Source organism: Pseudoxanthomonas sp. P4_B2, assembly GCF_056402315.1.
This window is the reverse complement of record NZ_JBFUHQ010000001.1, coordinates 99,527-120,211: the sequence shown is the minus strand read 5'-3', so window position 1 is coordinate 120,211 and position 20,685 is coordinate 99,527. Positions and strand designations below refer to the sequence as shown.

The following is a 20,685-nucleotide window of genomic DNA, read 5'->3' as shown; positions in this document are numbered from 1 at the left end:
GATGAGAGAGATTCACTCGTTACTGTTATCTATCAGAAATCGTACTGAACCATGAAGCGGAACGACCGCGGAGCCTGATACGAACGGGGCAGCATATAGGTGCTCAACGGGTTGCCCGTTGCCGAATCTTCCGCCACTTCGCTCACGGCCGTCACCTTCTGCGAGTTGAAGACGTTGAAGACATCCATCTTGAACTGCAGACCCGGCGCGAAAGCCGGCCTCCATGCCACGTTCAAGTCGAAAGTCGTCGTCGTTGGCAGGCGACCCGCCGTACCGCGCGGAACCGCGGATACCGTCGTGTCGTTCGAAGCGCCATCCGGCGAATTGCTGCAACGCATGAAGCCCGAACCGTAAGGATGCGGCGCATAGTTGCTTTCCCCCAGAATGCCGTCGCCATCAACGTCCGTCCCCGCGGGTTCGGGGAGAAGCGGATTCTGGTCGAGGACGCCCAGGCAGTTGATGGGACGACCGGTCTGGACGAGAAGGTTGCCACCGACCGACCATTCATCGCTGAAGTCGTAGTTGCCGAAAACCTTCAACGCGTGGCGACGATCATTGGGCAGATAACCGTAGGTATCGACGGTCAGCTCGCGGTAGTCGAAATCCTGCGTGGTGTTGGTGTCGCCCTGGCCGATGTCGGACTTCACGCCGCCTTCGGTGTTGCCCTTGTTGTAACCCAGCGTGTACGAAGCCTGGAAGAAGAACTTGTCCCAGCTGCCATCCAGGAACAGTTCCAATGCTTTGTAGGAGCGCTTGGCCGGCGGGCTCAAGCGCGCGCCTTCGACCGTGTAGGTGGTGTAGTTGCCGTCGCCGTAGAGATCGGTAACCAGCACTGCGTCCTGGCCCGGATTGAACAGGCGGCAGTATGGAAAGCCCGGATTGGGCACAACGGGTGGGGGCAGCCCATCCGCAGCGGCCAAGTCGGTGATTGCGGTGTAATCGCAGTTGTCGTCAATGGCTGCTTTCAGCTTGCGATAAATAGCACGCGCGCCGAAGTTGAGGTGATCGGTCCAGGCGCTTTGGAAACCGAGGATGAACTCATCCTGGTACATCGGGTCCAAATTTTTAGCGGCGATGGTGTTCGGATCGTGGGCGTTGCCGTCTTCACCATTGATCAAACCGAGGGGTCTCAACGGACCGGTCAGGATAGGCGCACCAGTGACGGGATCCACCCCCGAGAAACGATTGTTGTTGCTGCGCTGGTAGATCGAGGCGCTGGAACCGCGGACAGCCACGCTGGGCGTCAACGGCAGCGCATAGCGGCCTGCGTTGCCGTAGATCTTCAGCGTTGAATCGCCGTTCACGTCCCAGGAAAAGCCGAGACGAGGACCGAACTGGTTTTCGATCTTGACGAAGGCCTGGCCATTGGCGCCCAGATTTTCGAAGGTATCCCAGCGTGCGCCCAAGTAGGCGAGGAAGTTGTCGGTGATGCTCCAGCTGTCCTCGATGTAGTAGGCGCGCTGCTTGACTTCGATAGTGGTGCCGCGAGCGGTGGTCTGTCGACGCACCACGTCGAACTCGTCGTTCGTATTCGGCTTTCCATCAGGTCCATTGTTGGTGGAATAGCGCCACAGCCAGCCGCCTACGTTGGCTTCACCTGCGACCGATTCATAGTTGTCGATGTCTACACCGAAGCGTAACTGGTGCGGACCGAGAACCCACTCCGCATCGATACGGTATTGGTCGCGGGTATCTTTATTGTTCTCGGCCTGCAGGAGTGCGCCATCGGTCAGGTTGCAGAAGCTGCCGTAAGCACCGGTGATGTCCTTGCGATAGCCCGGGCGCACATCCAGGATCACCGGACAACCGCCCAGCGCCGTGGTACCCGTGATGCTGGTGGTGTACGCGGTGGTGATGTCGCCATTGTAGGAAACGGTCGAGCCGTCGGGATTCTTCAGTTTCTGGGAACGTTCAAACTCACCGTGGCCATACAGCGCGGTCAGAGTGAAGTTGTCGGTCAGATAGCCCGTGTACTTAAGGACGACGTTTTCGCCGCCTTGGTCGTCGAACAGCGTTCCGGCGTAAGCGGTGCGGTCCAGTTCTCCGACCGTGTTGGCGTACACCTTGGTCTCGGTTTCCTGCTTGTCCGAGAAAGCAGTGAGTTCGAGTTTGTTGTTGTCGTTGATATTCCAGTCGAACTTGGTCAGCCAGGTTGGATTCTTGATCGTACTGTCGCGATTGGTGAACGCGTCTACGTTGCCCCAGGTTTTTGTATCGGTCGTTCCGTACGACAGCAGCGCGTAAGCGAACAGACGATCCTGTATCAGCGCACCTCCCGCCCATACGGCGCTGATGAGCTCGTCCCGCGTATCCTTGCTGTTATCTTCATTCAAGGTACCGAAGGTGCTCGCTTCCAAGGGGTTGGAGTATTTGATGTCTTTGACATCCTCGCGCAGCGCCTTCGGCGACCAGAACACATTGGCGCCGGCCTTGAACTCGTTGGTGCCGCGCTTGGTGATCTGGTTGACCACGCCGCCCAGCGAACGGCCGAATTCCGCGCCGTAACCGCCGGTCTTGATCTGCTGTTCGGCGATCGCCTCGAACGGCACCTTGGAGAAATTCAGGCTTCGGAACGAGTTGGTGATGTTGAAGCCGTTGATGTAGTACTGGTTCTCGGCGACGGACGAACCGCCGAAGGAGGCCAGGTTGCCGAAGGCGCCGTCGCCACGGACCGTGCCCGGAGCCAGCAATGCTACCGACGTGGTGTCGCGTGGAACCGGGATCTTCGCCAACTGGGCGGAAGTCAGGATGGTGGTGGATTCGACCGAGGAAACGTCGATGGGATTGACCACCGAGGCCGCCGTGACGGTTACCCGGTCAAGCGTGGTGGCGCTGTCGCCGCCGCTGGCCGAAGTGAAGTTCACCGAGGTGCCGGTACCGACGTTCACGGAGACTTCGCGCGTTGCCGTCGTTCCATCTGCGCGTTGCAGGGTGACGCGGTAGGTTCCGGGTGCGAGGGACGGGACGCGATAGGCCCCGTCGGCGCCAACCGAAATTTCGCGACTGAAACCGGTGGAGGGGTTCTCGACGAGAACCTTTTCCCCGGCGGTAGCCTGGCCGAACACCGCGCCGGAGGTGTTGGACTGGGCGTAGATCGTGGAGTTGAAACAGACCCCGAGCGCGACGGTAAGAGCGCTTCGACGAAGAGCGCGATTGAAGGTGCGTTTGGACACTGTGATTCCCCGCTATTAGGTTGATGTCACGTAAGCAGCCGAACGGCCGCCCCCCAGATAACCATGACTTTCGTCATATGACTTGGTCATCTGTCTTAATAGCAGGTTAATCAAATGTTGAGATTAGGTTACGCAATGCTTTTGCAATACTGAGACTCTAATCACATTTTTGATGGGAACTTTTCTCATCTTGCTATTCTGATTGACTATTTCTGGCGATAGCCCATTGTTCGATGCGCGAACAATTTCCCCATCTTGGTGCAAAAATCCGTTTCAGAACGCAACAAAAAAAGCCGCGGCGGGCCGCGGCTTGGATCCCTTCGATGCGACGACGCTTTACGCCAGACTCACTCCTTGGCCTGGAACACCACCTCTTCATAAGGCTGCACCACCACCCAACCCTCGCCCGCGAACTTCAGCTGGACGCTTTCGCCGGACCCGCGGCCAAGCAGCGTGCCGAGGGAAATGTCGGTGACGATTTCCGGAGTCAGGCCACCAGACCAGGCGACCGTGGCATTGGGATCGGTGAATACCGGGCCGGTCTGAGCACTAACCGGCAGGGTCAACGGTTCGTAATGCGAAGTGATGGCGACGATGCCGTTGCCGCTCAGACGCACGTTAAAGAGACCACCGGAGAGCATGCCGGCCACCTTGCGCATCATGGTGATCTTGCTTTCGATGCCCGACTCGACCGCCAGCACATCGTTGCCGTTAACGAAAATGGCTTCGCCGGAGAGACGCAACAGGGTGATCTTCTTGCCAGCATCGGCCAGATACACGCGGCCTTCGCCTTCCACCTTCATCAGCTGCATGCCTTCGCCGCTGACCATCTTCTTTAACAGGTTGCCCAGACCCTGCTCCATGATGCCCTGGCGGGTGAATTTCACGTTGCCCTTGCGCGCCACCATGGATCCGGCCTTGGCCCAAACCATGCCGTTGAGGCGCACCTCGAGCATGTGCGCGCTTTCCAGTTCGAAAGCATCGCTGCTGACGTCCTTCTCCTTCGACGACGCCAGAAACTCCTGCAGGGTACGTACACTCATATCGACTCCTTGATGATGGACGGGCGACGATTCGCCGCGGTCGCCATAATAAGTCCTTCCTATCTTGGAGTTTCGCCATGGTCGGCATCACCCGCATTTCGCACGACGCCACGGGCAGCACGCCGGAACCCGTGGCCCGCGAACGCGTAGTCACGGGCGCGCCGATGCAGATGATCGCCAATGCCTACTCGGATGCGGGCAACGCCTTCCATTGCGGCATTTGGGAAGGCGGAATGGGCGCATGGCGCGTTAGCTATTCCGAGCACGAGTTCTGCCATTTGCTGGCCGGGTGCGTGCGCCTGATCGGCGACGACGGCAGCGAGACCACGCTGGGGGCGGGCGATAGTTTCGTCATCCCCGCCGGTTTCGAAGGCATATGGGAGGTCTTGGAACCCGCACGCAAACTCTATGCGGTATACGAACCCCGAACTGACGATGGGCATGCGCTCGGCTAGAATGAGCGTGCCGACACCCCACGCCCAGAGATATCCATGACCGCTCCCCTCGCCTATCGCCGCATTCTGCTGAAACTTTCCGGCGAGGCTTTGATGGGGGCCGAAGACTATGGAATCGATCCAGCGGTGATCGGGCGCATCGCCCGCGAGATCATCGAGGCGCGCGAAGCGGGCGCCGAGATCGGCTTGGTGATCGGCGGCGGCAACATCTTCCGCGGCGCCGGCCTGGCCGCCAGCGGCATGGACCGGGTCACTGGCGACCAAATGGGCATGCTGGCCACGGTGATCAACGCCCTGGCCATGCAGGATGCGCTGGAAAAACTCGGCGCGCGCGTGCGGGTGATGAGCGCATTGAAGATCAACGACGTGTGCGAGGACTATATTCGCCGCCGCGCCGTGCGCCATCTGGAGAAGGGTCGCATCGCGATCTTCGCCGCCGGTACCGGCAATCCCTTCTTTACCACCGACTCGGGCGCGGCCTTGCGCGCGATCGAGATCGGCGCCGATTTGCTGTTGAAAGCCACCAAGGTCGACGGCGTATACGACCGCGACCCGGGCAAGTTTCCAGATGCGGTGCGCTTCGACCAGTTGACCTATGACGAGGTCCTGAGCCGCGACCTGCAGGTTATGGATACCGCCGCCTTCGCTCTGTGCCGTGACAGCGATGTGCCCCTACGCATCTACGACCTGTCGGTGCCGGGCAACCTGATGCGAATCCTGCGTGGTGAGAACATTGGCACGCTGGTGAAGGGCCGTAGCTGAGCTGGAACCGGGAGCTGGGAATGTTTTGCTTTGCCCCCTTTGAAAAAGGGGGAGGCAACGGCCGACTCCCGATGTAATTGTGTCCACCGAGCCGCATTGGCCACCCTATCGCGCATGGCACATACTCACTCCCACGGTTCCGCTACCCAAGCCTTCGGCTGGGCCGTCCTCATCAATCTGGCCTATACGGCTCTGGAAGCTGGTTACGGTTTCCACACCAATTCGCTGGCCCTGCTTTCCGATGCCCTACATAACCTGGGCGACGTCCTCGGCTTGGGCCTGGCCTGGGCGGCGGCCAAACTGGCGCAGCGTCCCCCCACGCACAGCCACACCTATGGATGGCGCCGCGCGACCTTGTTGTCGCCGCTGGCCAATTCCATCCTCTTGATGGTGTTCTCCGGCGCCCTGGGCTGGGAGGCCATCCGGCGTTTCAGCGCGCCGCCTTCCATTCCCGCCCTGCCAGTCATGGTGGTTGCGGGAATAGGCATCTTCGTGAATCTGGGCGCAGCCTGGTTGCTGCGCGACGGGCATGGGCATGACCTGAACAAGCGCGGCGCATTCCTGCATCTGATCGCCGATGCGGCGGTCTCGCTGGCTGCAGTGTTGGCGGGCGCTGGCATGATGGCGTTCGGATGGACTTGGCTGGATCCTGCCATCGCCCTGCTGGTGGGCGTGGTGATTGCGGTCGGCACCTTTGGCCTGCTGCGCGACAGCTTCAATGCGGCCATGGACGCGGTGCCCGCCAATATCGACCAGTCGGAAGTGCAAGCCTTCCTCTCGTCCCAACCCGGCGTGCAGGCGGTCCATCACCTGCACATCTGGCCGCTGGGCGCGAACGAGATCGCCCTTACCGCGCATCTGGTGCGTCCGGAAGACCAGGACCACGACGCTTTCATCGATGCCACCACGCATGCGCTGGACCACCGTTTCGGCATCAACCACGCCACCCTGCAGATCGAACGCGGCATGGCCTGCGGGCACGACCTGCATGATGCCGCGCCGCATCATTCGCATTGAGCGCAGCAGCCCGGCCGCCTGGGGTCCCCAACCGGTCCAGCAGGCAAACCCCGTATAATCAGGGGTTCGTAGAAACTGCTATGGAATCCGGCGATGCTCAACGAAATCAAGAAAGACGCGCAGGCGCGCATGGCCAAGAGCATCGAGGCGCTGCGTCACGACCTGACCAAGCTGCGCACCGGGCGCGCCACTACCGCGCTGGTCGATCATCTGAAGGTCAACTACTACGGTTCCGACATGCCGCTGACCCAGGTCGCCAGCGTGACGGTGACCGATGCGCGTTCGCTCACGATCAGCCCGTGGGAAAAGCAGATGGTCTCGGCGGTAGAGAAGGCGATCCTGGCCTCGGACCTGGGCCTGACCCCGAACACCGCCGGCACGGTGATCCGCATCAATATCCCGGCGTTGACCGAAGAACGCCGCCGCGACCTGTCCAAGCATGTGCATGGCGAAGGCGAGAACGCCAAGATCGCCATCCGCAACATCCGTCGTGACGCCAATCAGCAGATCAAGGACCTGTTGAAGGAAAAACAGATCACCGAGGACGAGGAACGCCAGAACCAGGACGATATCCAGAAGCTCACCGACAAGGCGATCAAGGATGTCGATGAGGTGGTGAAAGCGAAAGAGCAGGAACTGATGTCCGTTTAATGCAGTCGAATATCCGATGACTGCCATGCCGCCCACATCCGCCTCCGTTCCGCGTCACCTCGCCGTCATCATGGACGGCAACGGGCGTTGGGCGGAGCGTCGTCGGCGTCCGCGCATCATCGGCCATCGCGCCGGCGCGCGTGCGGTCAACGTTTGCATCGATTTCTGCCTCGAACGCGGTGTGCGCGCACTGACCCTGTTCGCCTTCTCCAGCGAAAACTGGGGGCGGCCGCAGGAAGAAGTCGGCGCACTGATGAAGCTTTTCATGAATGCGCTGGATCGCGAAGTGGAGGAACTGGACCGCCGCGGCGTGCGCATCCGCTTCATCGGCGAACGCGAACGCTTTTCCGCCGGCATCCGCGAACGGATGGATGCCGCCGAGAACCAGACCCGCGCCAATAGCCGTCTGGACCTGGTGATCGCGGCCAGTTATGGCGGCCGGCAGGACATCGCCCTGGCCGCGCGCGCGCTGGCGGTCGAGGTCGCTGCGGGCCGGTTGCGCGCGGAGGACATCGACGAAGCGGCGATCGCTTCGAAAATGGCGCTGGCCGACCTGCCGCCGCCCGATCTTTTCATCCGTACCGGCGGCGACCAGCGCATCAGCAATTTCCTGCTATGGCAGCTGGCCTATACCGAGCTCTGGTTCACCGAACTGCTGTGGCCAGAACTGGATGCCGCCACCCTGCAGCTGGCGATAGACGACTATGCGCGGCGCGAACGCCGCTTTGGCCTGACCAGCGCGCAAGTAGCCGACGCTGCACCGGAGAATTCACCCGCATGACCAGAACTCGAATCATCGCCGCTCTGGTCATGGCGCCGGTCGCCATCGCCGCGATCCTGTTCCTGCCCACACAATGGTTGTCCGCGGTGGTGGCGCTGGTGTTCCTGATCGGGCTGTGGGAGTGGTTCAAGCTCGCGGAAATCGACGACACCTTGTCGCGCACCTTGCTGCTCATCGCGAACCTGATGTTGATGGTGTTGCTGCTGTGGGCTTCGCGTACCGGTTCCGGACTTTCCCCGGCGCTGTTCCAGATCGTCGTCCTGGCCGGCGTCGGCTGGTGGTTGCTGTCCTTGTTGTGGCTGCGGTTCTTCAATTTCGCGTCCGACCATGAAACCTATGCCCGGGTCTTCAAGCTGGCCGCCGGCACGCTGGCGGTGATCCCCGCCTGGTGCGCGCTTTGCCTGATCCACTCCGACAACTTCCAAACGCCTGCCGCCGACAGCGTCGACAACCTGCGCGGCCATCTCTGGCTGCTTGCGGCCTTGGTCATCGTGTGGGCCGCGGACAGCGGCGCCTATTTCGCAGGCCGCCACTTCGGCGGCAGACTGTTTGGAAGCCGCAAGCTGGCTCCGCGCATCAGCCCCAATAAAACCATCGAAGGCTTGGTGGGCGGATTGTTCGCCGGCATCGCGGCGGGGTTGCTGTTCGCAGCGTTCGCCGGGCTGACCCCGCCACAAGTTCCGGCGTTCGTCATGGTGGCCACCGTCACCGTATTGTTCTCGGTAGTGGGCGATTTGTTCGAGAGCTTGCTGAAGCGGCATGTCGGCGCCAAGGATTCAGGCAATCTGATTCCCGGGCACGGCGGCATTCTAGACCGCCTCGACGGCGTGCTGGCGGCGCTGCCGATCTTCGCGCTGGGCAAGGAACTGTCCGGCTTCTGACATGACGTCTGTACGCACCATTGCGGTATTGGGAGCCACTGGCTCGATCGGCGCTTCGGCGCTGGACGTGATTGCGCGCCATCCCGACCGATTGCGGACTTCGGTGCTGAGCGCAGGTACTCAGGTGGACGCACTGCTCGCGCTTTGCGCTACCCACCGTCCCGCCCACGCGGTCATCGCCGACGAATCCCGTTTCGCCGCGCTGCGCGACGGTTTGCGCGATGCCGGATTGGCCACCCAGGCGCATGCCGGAGAAGCCGCGCTTGAAGCCCTGGTTGCGGGCGATGCTTGCGATACGGTAATTGCTGCGATCGTCGGCGCGGCCGGTCTGCGGTCCACCCTGGCCGCGGCACGCGCAGGCAAGCGACTGTTGCTGGCCAACAAGGAGTCGCTGGTGCTGGCCGGGGAGCTGCTGATGGCCGCGGCGAACGGCGCAAATGCCGAAATCATCCCGATCGACAGCGAACACAACGCCGTCTTCCAATGTCTGCGTTCACGCCAGACTCAGGGCGATGTGCGGCGCATCGTGCTCACCGCATCGGGCGGGCCTTTTCGGGGACGCAGCCGCGATTCGCTGGCCTCGGTCACGCGCGAACAGGCCATTGCCCATCCGAAATGGTCGATGGGCCCAAAGATCTCGGTCGATTCGGCCACTCTGATGAACAAGGGCTTGGAACTGATAGAAGCCCATCATCTATTCGATATTCCGGGCGAAAAGCTGGGCGTGCTGGTGCATCCGCAAAGCCTGGTGCATTCGCTGGTGGAATTCGTGGATGGTTCCACACTAGCCCAGCTAGGCCTGCCCGACATGCGCACCTCGCTGGCGGTCGGCCTGGGCTGGCCGCAACGGATCGAATCGGGCGTGGCTGGACTGGACCTGCTGGCCCAGGGCCGGCTGGATTTCGAAGCGCCCGACACTGACGCATTTCCCTGTCTGCGCCTGGCTTGGCAGGCGCTGGAAGCCGGCGGCACCGCTCCGGCCGTGCTGAACGCTGCGAACGAAGTCGCTGTTTCAGCCTTTCTTCAGGGCCGAATCGGTTTCCTAGCCATTCCCGCGCTGGTCGAGGACGCTCTCGCCCGGTTGCCCGCCGCCCCGGCCGAGTCGCTGGAAGCGCTGCTGGCAACGGATGCGCAGGCACGCCGTCTCACCGAACATGCCGTCTCACAGCTAGCGCAATCACAGGCCACATCCTCCCCGTATGAGTGACATCGTTGGCTCAATCTGGTGGATGATCGTGGCCCTGGGCGTCCTGGTGACGTTCCATGAATTCGGTCATTACTGGGTAGCCAAGCGCTGCGGCGTAAAGGTGCTGCGCTTCTCGGTGGGCTTCGGCAAGCCGCTGTGGTTGCGCCGCGACCGCCATGGAACCGAGTTCGCCATCGCCGCTATTCCGCTGGGCGGCTATGTGAAGATGCTGGACGAAGCCGAGGGCGACGTGCCCGCTTCCGAACTGCCGCAGGCCTTCAACCGCAAGCCGGTGTTACAACGCATCGCCATCGTGGCGGCAGGACCCATCGCCAACCTGGTGCTGTGCGTTGCGCTGCTTTGGGCGATGTTCGTGATCGGGCGGCAGGACTACAGCGCCACGGTCGGTCAGGCGCGCGGCTTGGCTGCCAAGGCTGGATTCGTGGCCGGGGATAGGATCCAGGCGGTCGATGGCCAGACTATCAACACTTGGGGCGACGCGCTGCAGGCCATGACCACCGCGGCGATGGACCGCCATGACCCGCAGATCGTGGTTTCCGATCGGCTGGGCGTGGAGCACACCCGCAGCCTTTCCCTTTCGGACTTGCCACCCGGCTTCGACCAAGAGAACGTGGCTGGACTTGCCGGCTTCGCCTGGCAACACCAGCTGGCCCCGGCTCTCGTCAAAACGACCAAGCCCGGATCGCCTGCATCCAAGGTACTGGTCGCGGATGACCTGATCACCGCTGTCGATGGCGACCCGGTGCGCAGCTTCGGCGACATTTCGCCGCTGGTGCAGAAGCTGGGGACCAAGGGCGGCGTCGCCATGATCGAGGTAGAGCGAAACGGCGAACGCCTGGCGCTCGACATCAAGCCTGTCTGGTGGCGCGACCCAGACTCAGGCAAGGAATATTGGACCCTGGGCATTGACCCCCCGACCCAGCTCAAACCCGCGGCCTACGACGCCAAACAGCAATTCGGCCCATTCGCGGCGATCCCCGCCGCATTCAGGGAAACCGGCAAGCTGGCTTCCGGCTCGCTGGGCATGATTCGCCGCATGCTGACGGGTCAGGCGTCCATCAAGAACATCTCCGGCCCCATCACCATCGCCCAGGTGGCCAATGCGACGGCCAAGCGCGGAGTGGACTGGTTCCTGTATTTCCTGGCTTTGCTGTCGCTTAGCCTGGCCATCATCAACCTGATGCCTATCCCGGTCTTGGACGGCGGGCACCTGCTGTATTACCTTATAGAGTTGGTCAAAGGCAGTCCGCTGAGCGAGCGCGCCATGGCCACCGGGCAATATGTGGGTCTGGCCATGCTGGCGAGCCTGATGGGTCTGGCGTTCTACAACGACATTTTCCGCCTGGTGACTTGATGGCCTTGCTTCCCCGGTTTTTTCCGGCCCGCTTTTCCCTGGCTTTGCCGCCGGCAGCATTCCGGCAATCCCCTGCACACATGCAGGCAACACCCGCACCTACCTTATCGGATGTGATGATGACGCGACTCCCCACCCGCCGCCTGCTCGCCCTCGCCCTGGCTTCGGCCATCGCCTTGCCGGCATGGGCGCAGACGACGGAACCCGGCCCGGCCGCGGTCGCCAGCACGGAGGCGTTCACCGCCACCGATATCCGCATCGATGGCTTGCAGCGCATCTCCACCGGCACGGTGCTGACCTACCTGCCGATCGAGCGCGGCGACACGGTCGACTCGACCAAGATCGGCGAAGGGATCCGCAGGCTGTACAAGACCGGCTTCTTCGAAGACGTCAAATTCGACCGCCAGGGCGACATCCTGGTGATCACCGTGACCGAGCGTCCGGCGATCAACAAATTGACCCTGGTCGGCAACAAGGACATCAAGACCGAAGACCTGACCAAGGGACTGCAGGAGATCGGCCTGGCCGAAGGCGAAACCTTCGACCGCTTGGCCCTGGACCGCGTCACCCAGGAACTGACCAAGCAATACAACAACCGCGGCAAGTACAACGTCGAGATCAACCCGACCGTGGCCAAGCTGGACCGCAACCGCGTCGACGTCACCATCACCGTCAAGGAAGGCAAGGCCGCCAAGATCCGCCACGTCAACCTGATCGGCACCGAGAAGTTCGAGAACAAGGACATCCTGGACAACTGGGAGTCGAAGGAAAGCAACTGGCTATCCTGGTACCGCCGCGACGACCAGTACTCGAGGGAAAAGCTCTCGGGCGATATGGAGAAGCTGAACTCCTATTACCTCGACCGCGGCTACGTGGATTTCGCGCTGGACTCCACCCAGGTGGCGATCAGTTCCGATAAGCGGGACATGTACATCACCGCCGGCATCACCGAGGGCGAGCAGTACAAAGTGTCCGACGTAAAGGTCACAGGCGACACCGTTTTGCCGGTGGAAGACATCGAGAAACTGGTGTTGGTGAAAAAAGACCAGATTTTCTCGCGCGCGATCCTCGAATACACCTCCGACGCCATCACCTCCACGCTGGGCAACATCGGTTACGCGTTTTCGCAGGTCAATCCGATTCCCACAGTGGATCGCGAGAACCGCACCGTAGCCATCAACCTGCAGGTCGTTCCCGGTCCGCGCGTGAATGTGCGCCGCATCGTGTTCAAGGGCAATACGCGCTCTGCCGATGAAGTGCTGCGCCGCGAAATGCGCCAGTTCGAAGGCAGCTGGTATTCGCAGGCCGCCATCGACCGTTCCAAGATCCGTCTGCAGCGCCTGGGCTATTTCGAGACCGTCGAGGTGGAAACGCCGCCGGTGCCCGGCAGCAACGACGAAGTGGATGTGGTCTTCAACGTCAAGGAAACCACTTCGGGCAGCTTCGTGTTCGGCCTGGGTTACTCGCAGTTGTCAGGCCTGACCACCTCGATCCAGCTGTCGCAGAACAACTTCCTCGGCGGCGGCAACCGGGTCTCGGTGGAAGCGCAACGCAGCGACTACCTGCAGCGCTATTCGTTCTCCTTCGTCAATCCCTTCTTCACCGATGAAGGCATGTCGTTGGGCTACAACCTGTGGTGGCGCGAGTTCGATTACTCCAGCTTCAATACCGCGCAGTACTCGACCACCAGCGCCGCTGCGCAAGGCGTATTGGGCTTGCCGATCACCGAGAACGACACCGTTTCGCTGTTGTTCGGCGTCGATACCAACGAAATCCTGACCTTCCGCGGCTCCACGCCCGACTCGATCATCGATTACATCGATGCCGTCGGATCGCGCACTTTCCATGCCTGGCGCACCGAACTGGGCTGGGCGCGCGATACGCGCAACGACTATTTCATGCCTACCCGCGGCACCTACCAGCGGATCTCCACCGAGATCACCCTGCCGGGTTCCACGGTGGAGTACTACAAGCTCAATTACGAGTTCTCCAAGTACTGGCCGCTCAGTCCGTCGCTGGTGTTGAACACCCGCGCCGAACTGGGTTACGGCGACAGTTACGGCAGCGATAGCGTACGGCGCCTTTGCGCGGTCCGTCCCAGCGACCCGCAAACCAAGGCGTCGGGCGCGGAGTGCGCGCCCGGTACCGTGGAGACGGCCGTGCTTACCGCCTCGGGCTTGCCTTTCTTCGAGAATTTCTATGCCGGCGGCGTGCGCTCGGTACGCGGCTTCCGCGACAACACTTTGGGACCGCGCTCTGAAACCACCAGCGGCTTCAGGGGCCAGCCGTTGGGTGGCGCGCTGAAGACTACCGGCTCGCTGGAAATGTATTTCCCTAAGCTGTTCGATTCCAAGGCCGCTCGCGTCTCGGCGTTCGTGGATTTCGGCAACGTGTTCGCCGATACCGACAGCTTCGACGCGGGCGAACTGCGCGCCTCCACTGGCATTTCCCTGCTGTGGCGCGCGCCGGTCGGACCGATCTCGATCAGCTACGCGTTCCCGCTGCGCAAGGAAGACGACGACGAGATCGAGCGCCTGCAGTTCACCTTCGGCGGCGCGTTCTGAAGACCGCTGCGCCGACGCTGCATCCCCTCAAGGCCCGGGCAACCCCGGGCCTTTCTTCTACGCGGCCACGCCCAAGACGTTAAACTGCGCCCAGTGGACACCTTCAGCATCACTGCCGACGAGATCGCCGAACGCTACGCCCTGGCCTTGCGCGGCAATGGCGGCCTGCCCATACGTGGTGTAGGCACCCTTGCTGGCGCGGGCGAAGGCCAGCTGACCTTTCTCGCCAATCCGCGTTATCGCAACCAACTGTCGACAAGCAATGCCTCCGTCGTGGTGCTGCGCGAGGAAGACGCCGCCGCAGCTCCCGGCACCGTGCTGATCGCCCGCGATCCGTACACCACTTTCGCCAAAATCGCCGCGTTGTTCGACCGCCAGCCGGTTCGCGATGCCAGCGTCCATCCGTCGGCGGTAATCGATCCCGCTGCGCGAATCGCGGACGGCGTGCATATCGGTCCTTTCGTGGTAATCGGCGCCAATAGCTCCATCGGCGAGGGCTGCGTGATCGGGCCCGGCTGCGTGATCGGCGAGGATTGCGAGGTCGGCGCAGGCAGCGAGCTGATCGCGCGCGTGACCCTGGTGACGCGAGTGCGTCTGGGACGACGCGTGCGCATCCACCCCGGCGCGGTACTGGGCGCCGATGGCTTCGGTCTGGCCATGGACGCTGGCCACTGGATCAAGGTGCCGCAACTGGGCGGCGTAGTGATCGGCGACGATTGCGAAATCGGAGCCAACACCTGCATCGATCGCGGCGCGCTGGGCGACACCGTGCTGGAGGAAGACGTGCGCCTGGACAACCAGATCCAGATCGGACACAACGTGTATATCGGGGCGCATACGGCGATGGCTGGCTGCAGCGCAGCAGCTGGCAGCGCCAAGATCGGCCGCTACTGCCTGATCGGCGGTGCCGCCGGCGTTCTGGGGCATTTGGAAATATGCGACAAGGTGACGATCACCGCGATGTCGCTGGTCACCCATTCGATCCGCGAACCGGGCGAATACTCCTCGGGCACGCCATTAACCGACAACCGAAGCTGGCGGAAGAACGCCGCACGTTTCAAGCAACTCGATGCGCTGGCCCGTCGCATCCTGTCCACCGACAAGGAATGAACATGACCCAATCCTTCCAACTCCCCCTCGATGCCGCCGGTATCCAGAAACTGCTGCCGCATCGCTACCCGTTCCTGCTGGTGGACCGGGTGGTGGAATTGGAGCGCGATAAGCGCATCCTGGCCTACAAGAATATTACCCAGAACGAACCCTTCTTTACCGGCCACTTCCCCGGCAAGCCGATCATGCCGGGCGTGCTGATTATCGAGGCCTTAGCGCAGGCCGGCGGGCTGCTGACCCAACTTTCGCACGATGGCCAGACCGCCGGCCGCATGTTCTACATGGTCAAGGTGGACAACGCCCGCTTCAAGAAAATGGTCGTGCCCGGCGATCGCCTGGATCTAGACGTCACCCTTAAGCGCTTGATCAGAAACATGGCGCTGTACGAGGGCATCGCCCGAGTGGATGGCCAGGAAGTGGCATCGGCCGAAGTGCTGTGCGCAGAGGATCGAGGCTGACCATGGCCGCTGGCGAGACGCTTATTCACCCCAGCGCATCGATCGACCCGGCCGCCAGGCTGGGCGCGGGCGTTCGCATCGGTGCGTTCACCAGTATCGGCGCCGACGTGGAAATAGGTGACGGTTGCGTGATCGGGCCGCATAGCAGCATCACCGGCGCCACCCGACTCGGGCGCGACAACCACATCATCGGCCATGCGGCGATAGGCGGCGATCCGCAAGACAAGAAATTCAAGGGCGAGCGTACGGAACTGGTCATCGGCGACCGCAACACCATCCGTGAGTTCGTCACCGTCAACCGCGGCACCGGCGACGGCGGCGGGGTCACCCGTATCGGCGACGACAACTGGCTGCTGGCCTACACGCACGTCGCGCATGACTGCAAGATCGGCAACTTCTGCGTGTTTTCCAACAACTCCACTTTGGCCGGCCATGTGCAGATCGGCGACTGGGTGATCATGAGCGGCTTCGCCGGCGTGCACCAGTTCTGCCGGATCGGCGCCCATGCCTTCCTCGGCATGGGTGTGTTGATTAGCGGCGACGTGCCGCCCTACACCATGGTGGCGACCGAGGCCCAGGGCCGCCCGCGCGGCATCAACAGCGAAGGCCTTAAGCGCCGCGGTTTCGATGCCGCCCGCATCAGCGCGATCAAACGCGCTTATCGCACTCTATACATCGCGGGCTTGCCGCTGGCCGAAGCCAAGCAACAACTGGCCGAACAGGCGCGCGACAGCGCGGACGTGCGCGCGCTGTTGGATTTCATCGAAAGCGGCGAACGGCCCCTGTTGCGATGAGCGGCTGGCGGCAAGGCGTTTCCACGGCAGCGGGCGAACGGTCGCCGACCCTGTCCGATCTGGCCGCTTCGCCCGAAACGCTCCGGAACGCCGCACTGCGTCCCAAGCGCATCGTGCTGGTCGCGGGCGAGACTTCCGGCGACGCATTGGGCGCGGGATTGATCGAACAACTGCGCAAGCGCTTTCCCGACGCCGAATTCGCGGGCATCGGCGGCGATGCGATGCGCCGGTCAGGCTGCGACATCTGGCATGACGCAGGCGAATTGGCGGTGATGGGTCTTTCCGAAGTGCTGCGCCACTTGCCGCGTCTGCTCAAGCTGCGACGCCGGTTCCGCGAACGCGCGCTGGCATGGAATCCCGACGTTTTCATCGGCATCGATGCGCCGGACTTCAATCTGGGCGTGGAACGCTGGCTCAAGCAGCGCGACGTGCGCACCGTGCATTACGTCAGTCCTTCGGTATGGGCCTGGCGCGAAAAAAGAGCGGAGAAGATCGGCACCAGTGCGGATCTGGTGTTGTGCCTGTTTCCGATGGAACCGCCGATCTACGCGCGCCACGGCATCGATGCGCGTTTCGTTGGCCACCCGATGGCTGACGAGATGCCAATCGAGCCCGATCAGGCCGCAGCGCGCGAGTCGCTAGGCCTGCATGCCTACACACCGGTATTGGCGGTGCTGCCTGGTAGCCGGCTGGGGGAGATCGGGCGGCTCGGCAAGGTCTTCCTGGAAGCCGCGCGGATCGTTTCCGAATCCGTTCCGTATTTGCAGATCGTGGTGCCCGCCGCGAATGCCGCTTGCCGGGACGCGCTGCGACCGTTGATCGCCGAAACCGGATTCCCTGTGCCCCCGATGCTGACCGATGGCCGCGCACGCGAGGCGATGGTGGCGGCCGATGTGGTGTTGCTGGCCTCCGGCACCGCCACTTTGGAAGCGATGTTGGCCAAGCGCGCGATGGTGGTCGGCTATAAAGTGGCGCCTTTAACCTACCGCATCGTCAAAGCGTTCGGCATGCTTAAAGTGGAGCGCTATGCGCTTCCCAACGTGCTGGCCGGGACTGACGTGGCGCCGGAACTGATGCAGGACGAGTGCACGCCGCAGAATCTGGCGGCGGCCGTGTTGAACCAGTTCCAGCATCCCGAAATCACCGGCGCGCTGCAACCGCGTTATCGCGAGCTGCACGAAACGCTGCGCCAGGATGCCTCGGCGCGCGCGGCCGACGCCATCGCGGGGTTGTTGCCGAAGGACGCTAGGCCGTGAAGCAGCACCCGCTCGATTTTCCTGCGGCGCTTGGCGTCGTCGGCCCCTTGCTCATCGCCGGCGTGGACGAAGCCGGTCGCGGGCCGCTTGCCGGTCCCGTAGCGGTCGCGGCGGTGGTCTTCGACCCTGCCCGCCCGCGCATCAACGGACTGGACGATTCCAAGCTACTCGATGCGGCGCGGCGCGAAACGCTGTGCTCGCGCATCATCGAACGCGCGCTCGCTTGGCACGTTGTGCTGGTGGAAGCCGACGAGATCGATCGGCTGAACATCTACCAGGCCACCATGCTGGGCATGCGGCTTGCAGTGGAGGGTGTGGCCCACGTCGCAGGATTGGCGCGCATCGACGGCAACGCATTGCCGAAGGGATTGCCGTGCCGCGCCGAAGCTCTGGTGGGTGGGGACCGCCTGGATCGCTCGATCATGGCCGCTTCGATCCTGGCCAAGGTCACCCGGGATCGTTTGATGGTCGCCATGCACGATGAATTCCCCGCCTACGGCTTCGCCGCCCACAAGGGCTACGCCACGCCCTCGCATCTGTCCGCCCTGACCGAGCACGGCCCCTGTCCGCAACACCGGCGCAGCTTCGCGCCGGTGCGCCAAGCCCTCCACCGCTAGTTGCCTCCTGTCGGCGGCCCTCCACCGCCCACCACGATGGCAGCGGCCTCGCCTTGCTTCAGTTCCGCGCTGATGATCAGCGCCTGATTTTCGTCGATTCGCCGCATCAGCAGCATGTCCGTCAGGCCCGGCCTCGGCCCGGGTCCTACCTTCGGGACGGAAGCGATCGAGATTCGGATGTCGATGAATTTTCCGCCCTCCAGCGGGATTTGAACCAGTTGCTCATGCGCGATTTCATTTTCGATGGCCATCTCGTTCTCCTGGTGTGAGCCCGTTGCGGGTGCTCGGGGCGGGTACTCGGGTCTTGCTTGTATCCGCAGTGCCGGCAACAGCGACAACGCGGCCAAGAGCGGCATTTCCGTTGATCCGGTATTCGACGATGCCGGCGGCACGGGCGGCGGCGACGCGGCGACGCGCCTGATCGAACTCACCTAGGAGGGCTAAAGTCTGTGCATTGAACAACGCCACTTCGCCAGGCTCGCCGCCTAGCGCCTCGGAGCGGACGATCAGTTGCCGTGCCAACGACAATTGGCCCAGATTGGCGCGATACCAGGCCAGCGCCGCAACGACCTTGGCGTCGTCGGTCTTGATCTCGATATAGCGTTGTGCGCGACTGGTCGCCTCACGGAACGCCGCAGGCGCCTGCTCTGCGGTGGCCGGGTCGGCCAGCAGCGCCTGCCCCAGGTTGCCCCAGGTCGTGTGATCCGACGGATCCAGCTGCACTGCGCGCCGTTGCAGTTGCACGGCTTCGGCATAGCGGCCGGACAAGTATTCGATCTCGCCGAGGTTGGTCAACGCCGCATAGCTGGGCTTTATGGCAATGGACCGCTTCAGCGCGTCCGCCGCTTCGGGAACCCTCCCTGCGGTCAAATACACGCCACCGAGATAACTCCACAGATCCACGTCGTCGGGTTGTAGCTCGACCGCCTTGCGATAGGAGGCGATGGCTTCGGGCAGGCGCCCCGCCAGGAAATGTTGGTAGCCGATCTGGGCATGGATGCGGGCATTGCCTGGGCGCAGCGCCAACGCGCGGTTGAAATAATCCAGCGCCCGCGCCTCCCGCCCCTGCTCGGCATGCACGATGGCGATGCCGACGTAGGCCGCGGGGCGGCTGGCCGGATCCGACTCCGCCTTGGTGAAGTATTCGACCGCCTTCCCATACTCGCCATCGGCATGGTGCAACTCGGCCAGGGCGAGATTGACTTCGCCCAATCCCGGATCCATTCCGCGCGCCCGTTCGCAGCTCGTCTGCGCGCGACCGAAGGCAGCTGCATCGTGGCGGTCGATGAAATCGGCGACTTCGGCCCGGCAGATTCCCGCCTGCGCACGAGAGAACTTTCGATCAGCCGACAACGCCTGGTTGAAGAAAGCGACCGCGTTCCGCGCGTCGCCACCGACAGCAGGCCGCAGCAATTGCGCCACCCCACGCAGATAGGCATCGAACGCGGCGGCGCTCCTGGTCGGCGTCAGCCGTTTCTCGATCGCTTCGCGCTGCTGGGGAAGCACGTCCATCAGGGATTGCACGACTTCGTTGGCGATCTCGACCTGGGTGGCGAACACATCCGAAAGCCGACGGTCGTAGCTGTGACTCCACAGGGTGTAACCCGTGGAGGTGTCGGACAGGCGTGCATTGATGCGCACACGTTCCCCTTCGCGACGCACGCTGGCGTAAAGCACGGTGGCTACCCCCAGGTTCCTGCCGAGCGACTTCACGTCGGAACCCTGCGCAGTGGCCACCGCCGACGATATCTGCGCGGCGACCTTGAGCCCCTCCACACCGGCAAGGGCATCATGCATTTCCACCGCCAGGCCTTCGGCGAAATAGTCGTCTTCCTTGTTGCTTCCAAGGTTCGTGAAAGGCATGACCGCAATGGAAGCTTGTGCGGGCGTGGGCTGTTCCGGTATGCGGTCGCGGATTAGCCACGCGAGCGAAAGCGCTGCAGTCAGCAACCATGGGAGCGGAGATTTCCACCAGCTCTGGCCGGAGGAAGGAATCGGAATCGCATCGGGTCGGTCCATCTCCACGGAGGAGGCAGGCTCAGTGCCGGAAACACCCGAATGCTCCCTCTGTACTGGAGGCTCGATCGGCGTCTCTTGCAGCACCGGCGGATCGTCGACGAGATTGCCGATAAACCGGTAACCGACCGCGTGCTGGGTCAGGATATAGCGCGGTTCTTCCGCGTGGTCTTCCAGCGCATTGCGCAGCTGTGCGATCGCGCGGGTCAGGACACCCGGGGTGACATGGCGATGCCCCCATACGGCATCCAGCAATTCGTCCCGGGAAACCAGCTGGCCCGCGCGGCGCAACAGTACCAGCAGTACGGAAAAGGCCTTGGGTTCCACCGCCACCGATTGACCGTTGCGGCTGATCGTGTACGCGACCGCATCCACGACGATGTCGCCGAAGCGGTATCGCTCTGCCCCCTGAGTACCTGCGTTAGTGCCCGAATCGGACTCCACTGCAATTCCTCATGGAAACCTCGCAATCCAGCTGAAAAGCTGGCGGAAGCTTCGTATCCGCATCATGACCCACCCACCGACCCGGCGGAAGCTGACCACGCA

At 62.7% G+C, this 20,685-nt stretch carries 18 protein-coding genes; 14 read left to right on the top strand and 4 right to left on the bottom strand.

All coding sequences use genetic code 11. The features are described 5' to 3' along the window. Positions 1-32 precede the first annotated feature (32 nt). Together AC1DTQ_RS00500 and AC1DTQ_RS00495 are read right to left on the bottom strand one after the other, a co-directional pair. Entirely contained in the window at positions 33-3,173 is a 3,141-nt protein-coding gene (locus AC1DTQ_RS00500) for a TonB-dependent receptor (protein ID WP_477847125.1), read from the bottom strand. 347 nt (positions 3,174-3,520) lie between these two features. Next, positions 3,521-4,216 (bottom strand): AIM24 family protein, encoded by a 696-nt coding sequence (locus AC1DTQ_RS00495; RefSeq protein ID WP_477847123.1) that lies wholly within the window; start codon positions 4,214-4,216, stop codon positions 3,521-3,523. 77 nt (positions 4,217-4,293) lie between these two features. Between AC1DTQ_RS00495 and AC1DTQ_RS00490 the strand changes: the two genes are divergently transcribed. From AC1DTQ_RS00490 to AC1DTQ_RS00425, 14 genes are all read left to right on the top strand, one after another. Continuing rightward, the gene (locus AC1DTQ_RS00490; RefSeq protein WP_477847121.1) at positions 4,294-4,671 is read left to right on the top strand and encodes a cupin domain-containing protein; all 378 of its coding nucleotides are present in this window, start codon (positions 4,294-4,296) and stop codon (positions 4,669-4,671) included. Positions 4,672-4,707: 36 nt separating this feature from the next. Further along, positions 4,708-5,433: a UMP kinase gene (pyrH, locus tag AC1DTQ_RS00485; protein ID WP_163840537.1), complete on the top strand. Its 726-nt coding sequence runs from the start codon at positions 4,708-4,710 to the stop codon at positions 5,431-5,433. A 114-nt stretch (positions 5,434-5,547) separates the two neighbouring features. Continuing rightward, positions 5,548-6,450 carry a cation diffusion facilitator family transporter gene (locus tag AC1DTQ_RS00480; protein WP_477847118.1) on the top strand — a complete coding sequence of 301 codons (903 nt, stop codon included), beginning with the start codon at positions 5,548-5,550 and terminating at the stop codon, positions 6,448-6,450. 93 nt (positions 6,451-6,543) lie between these two features. Further along, positions 6,544-7,101 (top strand): ribosome recycling factor, encoded by a 558-nt coding sequence (gene frr / locus AC1DTQ_RS00475; RefSeq protein ID WP_477847116.1) that lies wholly within the window; start codon positions 6,544-6,546, stop codon positions 7,099-7,101. A 16-nt stretch (positions 7,102-7,117) separates the two neighbouring features. Then, entirely contained in the window at positions 7,118-7,882 is a 765-nt protein-coding gene (uppS, locus tag AC1DTQ_RS00470) for a polyprenyl diphosphate synthase (protein WP_477847114.1), read from the top strand. Continuing rightward, positions 7,879-8,763 carry a phosphatidate cytidylyltransferase gene (locus AC1DTQ_RS00465; protein ID WP_477847112.1) on the top strand — a complete coding sequence of 295 codons (885 nt, stop codon included), beginning with the start codon at positions 7,879-7,881 and terminating at the stop codon, positions 8,761-8,763. Before uppS ends, AC1DTQ_RS00465 begins: the two co-directional genes overlap by 4 nt. Before the next feature lies 1 nt (position 8,764). Next, a complete protein-coding gene (locus AC1DTQ_RS00460) occupies positions 8,765-9,970 on the top strand; it encodes a 1-deoxy-D-xylulose-5-phosphate reductoisomerase (RefSeq protein WP_477847110.1) in 1,206 nt (401 codons plus the stop codon). Beyond that, a complete protein-coding gene (gene rseP, locus AC1DTQ_RS00455; protein ID WP_477847108.1) occupies positions 9,963-11,324 on the top strand; it encodes an RIP metalloprotease RseP in 1,362 nt (453 codons plus the stop codon). Before AC1DTQ_RS00460 ends, rseP begins: the two co-directional genes overlap by 8 nt. Positions 11,325-11,443: 119 nt before the next feature. Next, positions 11,444-13,888, top strand: coding sequence for an outer membrane protein assembly factor BamA (bamA, locus tag AC1DTQ_RS00450; RefSeq protein ID WP_477847106.1), 2,445 nt, complete (start codon positions 11,444-11,446; stop codon positions 13,886-13,888). A gap of 93 nt (positions 13,889-13,981) precedes the next feature. Beyond that, a complete protein-coding gene (gene lpxD, locus AC1DTQ_RS00445; RefSeq protein ID WP_477847104.1) occupies positions 13,982-14,998 on the top strand; it encodes a UDP-3-O-(3-hydroxymyristoyl)glucosamine N-acyltransferase in 1,017 nt (338 codons plus the stop codon). A 2-nt stretch (positions 14,999-15,000) separates the two neighbouring features. After that, entirely contained in the window at positions 15,001-15,456 is a 456-nt protein-coding gene (fabZ, locus tag AC1DTQ_RS00440) for a 3-hydroxyacyl-ACP dehydratase FabZ (protein WP_477847102.1), read from the top strand. Between the two features lie 2 nt (positions 15,457-15,458). Further along, the gene (lpxA, locus tag AC1DTQ_RS00435) at positions 15,459-16,250 is read left to right on the top strand and encodes an acyl-ACP--UDP-N-acetylglucosamine O-acyltransferase (protein ID WP_477847100.1); all 792 of its coding nucleotides are present in this window, start codon (positions 15,459-15,461) and stop codon (positions 16,248-16,250) included. Then, on the top strand, positions 16,247-17,506 hold the full coding sequence (gene lpxB / locus AC1DTQ_RS00430) for a lipid-A-disaccharide synthase (protein ID WP_477847098.1): 1,260 nt from the start codon (positions 16,247-16,249) through the stop codon (positions 17,504-17,506). Before lpxA ends, lpxB begins: the two co-directional genes overlap by 4 nt. Further along, a complete protein-coding gene (locus tag AC1DTQ_RS00425) occupies positions 17,503-18,123 on the top strand; it encodes a ribonuclease HII (RefSeq protein ID WP_477847097.1) in 621 nt (206 codons plus the stop codon). Before lpxB ends, AC1DTQ_RS00425 begins: the two co-directional genes overlap by 4 nt. On the opposite strand, the gene AC1DTQ_RS00420 is transcribed toward AC1DTQ_RS00425, so the two are convergent. Next, the gene (locus AC1DTQ_RS00420) at positions 18,120-18,374 is read right to left on the bottom strand and encodes a hypothetical protein (RefSeq protein WP_477847096.1); all 255 of its coding nucleotides are present in this window, start codon (positions 18,372-18,374) and stop codon (positions 18,120-18,122) included. The genes AC1DTQ_RS00425 and AC1DTQ_RS00420 overlap by 4 nt on opposite strands. Further along, positions 18,358-20,583, bottom strand: a complete 2,226-nt coding sequence (locus AC1DTQ_RS00415; protein WP_477847095.1) for a tetratricopeptide repeat protein — start codon at positions 20,581-20,583, stop codon at positions 18,358-18,360. The genes AC1DTQ_RS00420 and AC1DTQ_RS00415 overlap by 17 nt, the downstream gene beginning before the upstream one ends. Positions 20,584-20,685 lie beyond the last annotated feature (102 nt).

Coding starts and splice junctions, on each gene's coding strand:
- pyrH (WP_163840537.1), top strand. CDS start 4,708: ATGACCGCTCCCCTCGCCTATCGCCGCATTCTGCTGAAACTTTCCGGC.
- AC1DTQ_RS00480 (WP_477847118.1), top strand. CDS start 5,548: ATGGCACATACTCACTCCCACGGTTCCGCTACCCAAGCCTTCGGCTGG.
- rseP (WP_477847108.1), top strand. CDS start 9,963: ATGAGTGACATCGTTGGCTCAATCTGGTGGATGATCGTGGCCCTGGGC.
- AC1DTQ_RS00495 (WP_477847123.1), bottom strand. CDS start 4,216: ATGAGTGTACGTACCCTGCAGGAGTTTCTGGCGTCGTCGAAGGAGAAG.
- lpxA (WP_477847100.1), top strand. CDS start 15,459: ATGGCCGCTGGCGAGACGCTTATTCACCCCAGCGCATCGATCGACCCG.
- uppS (WP_477847114.1), top strand. CDS start 7,118: ATGACTGCCATGCCGCCCACATCCGCCTCCGTTCCGCGTCACCTCGCC.
- frr (WP_477847116.1), top strand. CDS start 6,544: ATGCTCAACGAAATCAAGAAAGACGCGCAGGCGCGCATGGCCAAGAGC.
- fabZ (WP_477847102.1), top strand. CDS start 15,001: ATGACCCAATCCTTCCAACTCCCCCTCGATGCCGCCGGTATCCAGAAA.
- bamA (WP_477847106.1), top strand. CDS start 11,444: ATGACGCGACTCCCCACCCGCCGCCTGCTCGCCCTCGCCCTGGCTTCG.
- lpxB (WP_477847098.1), top strand. CDS start 16,247: ATGAGCGGCTGGCGGCAAGGCGTTTCCACGGCAGCGGGCGAACGGTCG.
- AC1DTQ_RS00420 (WP_477847096.1), bottom strand. CDS start 18,374: ATGGCCATCGAAAATGAAATCGCGCATGAGCAACTGGTTCAAATCCCG.
- AC1DTQ_RS00460 (WP_477847110.1), top strand. CDS start 8,765: ATGACGTCTGTACGCACCATTGCGGTATTGGGAGCCACTGGCTCGATC.
- AC1DTQ_RS00465 (WP_477847112.1), top strand. CDS start 7,879: ATGACCAGAACTCGAATCATCGCCGCTCTGGTCATGGCGCCGGTCGCC.
- AC1DTQ_RS00490 (WP_477847121.1), top strand. CDS start 4,294: ATGGTCGGCATCACCCGCATTTCGCACGACGCCACGGGCAGCACGCCG.